Source organism: Tahibacter caeni (assembly GCF_024609805.1).
Classification (GTDB): Bacteria; Pseudomonadota; Gammaproteobacteria; order Xanthomonadales; family Rhodanobacteraceae; genus Tahibacter; species Tahibacter caeni.
The window spans coordinates 1-5,648 of sequence record NZ_JANFVR010000308.1; the positions used below are offsets into that span (position 1 = coordinate 1).

Sequence of the window (5,648 nt, forward strand, 5' to 3'; positions counted from 1 at the left end):
TCGGCGGCTTCGTCGTCGCGGCGCTGCGCCGCGACGGCTGGGACGTGCTGCGCGGCCTGCGGCCGCGGTCGCCGCTCGCGGCCGACGAGCGCGGCTGCGACCTCGCGACCCGGACCCGGCCCGAGGACTGGGCGCCGTTGCTGGAAGGCGTCGACGCCGTCGTCAACGCGGCCGGCCTGCTGCGCGACGGCCGCGGCGCATCGCTGGCCGCCGTTCACGAGACTGCGCCGCTCGCGCTCGCGCGGGCCTGCGTCACGGCGGGGGTCGGCCGCTTCGTGCAGATCTCGGCGCTCGGCGATCCGGCTGACGGCGAATTCGTCGCGTCCAAGCATCGCTTCGATGCGGCACTGCTCGCGCTGCCGCTGCAGGCCGTCGTGCTGCGGCCGTCGGTAGTCTATTCGACGGCCGGCTCCTACGGCGGCACCTCGCTGCTGCGCGCGCTCGCGGCGTTTCCGGCGCTGCTGCCGCTGCCCGGCGACGGGCGCTGGCAGATCCAGCCGGCGGCGGCCGAAGACCTGGCCGAACTCGTCGCGCGCGCGCTGGCCGGTGATGCGCGCGGCCTGTTCGAGATCGGCGCACCAGCTCCGCAGACCCTGCACGACTACCAGTCGCAGTGGCGTCGCTGGTTCGGTCTGCGCGATGGCCGCGTGTTTCGCGTGCCGCTGTCCGTGGTGGCGCTCGCCGTCGCGCTCGGCGAAGGCCTGCGCCGCGGGCCGCTCGGCGCGGCGACCTGGCGTCTGCTCAAACGCGGCGTCGCGATCGAAGCGCACGAGCGCGCCCGCGTGGAGCAGGCGTTCGGCACGGCGCCGCGTGCATTGGCCGAGATGCTTGCGCAACGCCCCAGCCAGGTGCAGGACCGCTGGCACGCGCGCCTGTATCTGCTCGAACCGCTGCTGCGCCTGGCCGTCGTGGCGCTCTGGCTGATCTCGGCGCTGGCCGGGTTCCTGACGCCGGCGGCACAGATCGCGAACCTGACCGACGGCAGCGTCCTCGCCGGGCATTCGCCGGTGCTGCTCGCGCGCATCGCCGCGGTCGTCGATCTGGCGCTCGGTCTCTGGCTGCTCGGCGGATATCGCCCACGGCCGGCGATCGCGGCCATGCTCGGGCTGCTTCTCGTCTATACGGCGGCCTTCGGCGCGGGCCTGCCCGCGCTGTGGCTCGATCCGCTCGGCGGATTGGCGAAGAACCTCGTGCTGCTGCCGGCGCTCGCCGTGCTCTGGGTGCTGGCCGACAGGCGCTGACATGACCTATCTCTGGGTGAAGTGGCTGCACATCCTGTCGTCGACCCTGCTGCTCGGCACGGGTCTCGGCATCGCCTTCTTCTTCTGGATCGCCCACCGCCGCGGCGACGCGCGCGAAATCGCCGCGACGGCGCGTACCGTGGTCATCGCCGACGCCTGCTTCACCGCGCCGGCCGTCGTCGTGCAGTTCGCGAGCGGTCTCTGGCTGACCGAACTGCTGCATTTGCCGTTCGGCGTGTTCTGGCTGCGCGCCGCGCTGTTCCTGTTCGTGTTCGTCGGCTGCTGCTGGCTGCCGGTGCTCTGGCTGCAGCTGCGCGCGCGCGATCTCGCGGCGGCCGCCGCCGCGAACGGCACGGCCTTGCCGCCGGCGTACCGGCGGATCATGCGCTGGTGGTTCTGGCTGGGCTGGCCGGCGTTCGCGAGCGTGATCGCGATCTTCTGGCTCATGGTGCTGAAGCCCTCGAGCCCCGGCTGAGCGGCGGCGGCCGGCGCGCCGCGACGATGAACTTCTTTTCATGTACGGCCGCGCCGCCCGGTTGCCGGCCCGGAACGGCCGTGCCCGCCGCGCCGCGGCAGACCGCCTCATAGGTTTTCCCTGGGAGGCTGCCAGCAATTCCGTATTTCACAGGCGCTCCCGGCGCGCTGCACACTCCTTGAGCATTTGGACGGCTAGACGGATGTCCGTCCATTCGACGACGACAGAACACGTTCGTTACCGGCGCATGCCGGCAGGGAGGCTGGTCGGCATCGCCACTTCGATGGGGTGACCGCAATGATTACCGACAAGACCCTGCTCGCGGCCCTGGTCGCGACGCTGCTGGCCGGTGCCGGCCCGGCGCCGGCTTCGGCCGCCGCTGACGTGACGCACATCGCCGCCGTTGCGCAGCGCGCGACCTTGCGCGTCGACGGCGCCGGCGTGCTCTACGACCAGAACGCCGCACAGACGACTTCTGGCGCCTTCGTCAACGAGGTGCTCGCGCCGGCGCCGACCGTCGCGAACACTGCGGGCGCCGACGACTTCACCGTGCCGGCCGGTCCGGGCTGGACCGTGACCGGTTTCTCGTTCAACGCGTTCGGTCCCGGCGGCAATACGCCGCCGGCCAAGCTGTCGCTCGAGGTGCGCGCCGACGCGAACGGCCAGCCCGGCGCGACGGTCGTCTGTTCCGCGCCGGCGGCGACCGCCAGCTACAGCGCGGCGCCGCAGTTCCAGGTCAGCGCGCAGTTCGCCGCGCCCTGCGATCTCGCGCCGGGCCATTACTGGGTTTCGTGGTCGTTCGACGACGCCGATCTCGCCGGTGCCTCGGGCTTCTGGGGCCAGATCGCCGCGCAGAACGGATCGCCGGCGCTCTGGCGCAACAGCGGGGACGGCTTCCGGACCGGCTGCACCGCGGGCTGGGGCGTGTTCTCCGAGTGCGGCATCTTCGATGCGAGCGTGCACGACTTCGCGTTCAGCGTGCTCGGCCATGAAAACCTCACGCCGTCCGCGCTCGAGGTCAACGTGACCGTCGCCGCGTATGCCGGCGATCCGGATGCCTGCGGCACGGCCGCCACGGTCGAGGTCAACGCCGGCGACCAGGTCAACATCTGCTACACCCTGACCAACAACGGCAGCCAGACCTTGACTCACCAGTCGCTGATCGACAGCGTCGACGGCCGCATCCTGGCCTACGATCCGACCGCGATCGCGCCGGGCCAGAGCCACCGCTACGTGCGCACGGTCGTCGCGCAGGGAGACACCACGCGCACGGCGACCTGGACCGGCTATTCGGCGATCGCGAGCTACGCGTTCGACGACAGCGTGACGCCGGATTTCATCGACATCTCCGCGACCGGCACCGACATAGGCATTCCGCCGGGCGACATCGCCAACAACGAACTGCGTCCGGTCGTCGCCGATTTCCCGGTGCGCTTCTACGGCCGCAGCTCGACTGCGCTGTGCGTCAGCAACGACGGCGTCATCAGCTACGACGACGCGGCCTGCACGACGCCGTTCCCGGCCACCAAGCCGGATCCGGGCCTGTCGGGGAACCAGGACCTGCCGGCGAGCTTCGGACTGAACCTGCCGACCATCATCGCGCCGATGTGGAACGACCTCGACGACGGTCCCGGCCGCGTCTATGCACAGACGCTCGGCGCCGCGCCGAGCCGCCGCCTCGTCGTGCAGTGGAACGAGCTCAAGAGCTCCATCGCCGCGGACACGCCGGTGACGTTCCAGGTCGTGTTCACCGAAAACAGCGACGTCATCCGCTTCGAGTACCGCAACACCGTGTTCGGCAACGACGCCGACAACGGCAACTGGGCGACCGTCGGCCTGCAGGCCGATCCGGCTGGGCTGTACACCAAGTATTCGTACCGCCAGCCGGCGTTGCGCTCGAACTCGGCCATACGCTGGACTTTCACGCCGGAAGCCCCGAGCAGCGCCGAGAGCGCCGCGGCGAGCATCTCTGCCGGCCTGCCGGCGCTGTCGGTCGCGCAGACTGGCGTGAACGCGCTCGTCGCGCCGGGCGGTACGGCGACACGCAGCTTCGACGTCGCCAACGCCGGCAACCGCGATCTGCACTGGAGCCTCGGCGAAGCGCCCGGCGGTTCGCGCGCGCATTTCCCGCGTCATGAGCGCTATGTCGCGCCGGCCCGGACCAGCCTGTCGGCGAAGCCGGGCACGACGGCTGCGGCATTCCCGATCACGGGCAAGTCGGCGCGCAAGTCCGCGGCGGCCGCGCTCGGCGAGTTCGGCGTACCGACCTACGGCGTCAGTTCGCTGCGTCCGGGCCTGACCCGCTTCGACGCGCTCGCGCCGCTCGCGACCTACACGCCGCTCGGCAATTCCGACGACTGGATCTACGCGGCGACGTTCGTCGGCAACGACTTCGGCAAGCTCTACGTCATCGTCAACGACAGCTGGTTCTATCCGCCCGGCAGCTACGGCTGGCTCGACACGGCCAATGGCCAGTTCCATCTGCTCGGCCGCCTGCAGGGCGCGCGGAGCTCGACCTGGAGCGGCATGGCCGAGGACCCGGTCACCGGCACGGTCTATGCGGTCAACTACACCGACGAGATCGGCAGCGCCGCCGCGGAACTCTACTCGATCGACTTCTCGACCGGCCGCGCGCAGCGCGTCGGCGCGATCGACGGTCCCGGCGTGCATCCGGTGCGCTACATCTCCGGCATCGCGGTCTCGCCGGCCGGCCTGATGTACGGCATCGACCTGTACGGCCAGAGCCTGATCGCGATCGACAAGTTCTCCGGCGCGGCCGCCGTGATCGAGTCGTTCGGCCTCAACGTGCAGTACGTGCAGGACCTGAAGTTCGATCCGCAGACCGGCGACCTGTACTGGGCCGCCGTGCACATCGCCGACGGCATGCCGGTCGGCGAGATGCGCGTGATCGATCCGCAGACTGCCGCGTCGCAGCCGATCGGCGCGTTCCCGGCTGCCGGCGAATATCCGCTCGACGAGATGAGCGCGATCGCGATCGCCAAGCCGGCGATCGGCTGCTCCGCGCCCGGCGACGTGCCGTGGCTCGACGTCGGTCCGACCGGCGGCACCATCGTCGCCGGCGCGGCGCCGCAGCCGGTCAGCCTGAGCTTCGATGCGGCCGGCCTCGCGCCGGGCCTGCATCAGGCGACGATCTGCGTGCACAGCGACGATCCGCGCCGTCCGACCGTGGCCGTGCCGGTCGCGCTCGCCGTCGGCCAGACCACGCCGCTGTACGACCAGAACGAGCCCGACGTCGGCGAGCACGTGTTCAACAACACGATCAGCGTGCCGGCACCGGCCGCGGGACTGTCCTCCGAAGGTGCCGACGACTTCGTCGTGACCCAGCCGTGGGCCGTCGTCGGCTTCCGCTTCAGCGCGTTCGGCAACGGTCCCAACCCGCTGCCGCCGACGGTGAACCTGCGCGTACTCAGCGACGACGGCGCCGGCCGCCCGTCGGGCGACGCGGTCTGCAGCGCGACCAAGGTTCCGGCGATCGAGGCCGGCGCGAACCAGATCGGCGTGTTCCTGCCGCAGGCCTGCCGCCTCGCGCCGGGCACGTACTGGGTGGCCTGGTCCTTCGCCGACGTCAACATCACCACGCCGGTGCTCGGCTTCTGGAGCGCGACGCCGCAGCTGCACCACCAGCCGGCGGTATGGCGCAATCCAGGCGGCGCGCTCGCGTCGGACTGCACGGCCTGGTCGGTGTTCAGCCAGTGCCCGTCGGTGTTCGATACCGGTCTCGCCGACTTCAGCTTCGCCGTGATCGGCGGCGCCGACGCCTGCAGCGACGTGATCTTCGCCGACGGCTTCGACGGCAGCGGCGCCTGCCGCGCCCAGCGCCGCTGATGCCGGGCCGCCGGCGCCGCCGTCCGGCGCCGGCACTCTCCGATTTTTTTCCCGACCCTGCCGCGGCGGTGCGGAACGCCGCGGCC

At 71.2% G+C, this 5,648-nt stretch carries 3 protein-coding genes; all 3 read left to right on the forward strand.

Features of this window, described 5'->3' with window-relative positions; genetic code table 11:
• Positions 1-1,241 (forward strand): DoxX-like family protein (locus tag NON22_RS19420; RefSeq protein WP_257388625.1); only part of this gene is annotated, 1,241 nt, incomplete at its 5' end.
• A 1-nt stretch (position 1,242) separates the two neighbouring features.
• Complete coding sequence (locus tag NON22_RS19425; protein ID WP_257388626.1) at positions 1,243-1,716, forward strand: DUF2269 family protein; 474 nt, start codon at positions 1,243-1,245, stop codon at positions 1,714-1,716.
• 297 nt (positions 1,717-2,013) lie between these two features.
• Positions 2,014-5,562, forward strand: a complete 3,549-nt coding sequence (locus NON22_RS19430) for a lactonase family protein (RefSeq protein ID WP_257388627.1) — start codon at positions 2,014-2,016, stop codon at positions 5,560-5,562.
• Positions 5,563-5,648 lie beyond the last annotated feature (86 nt).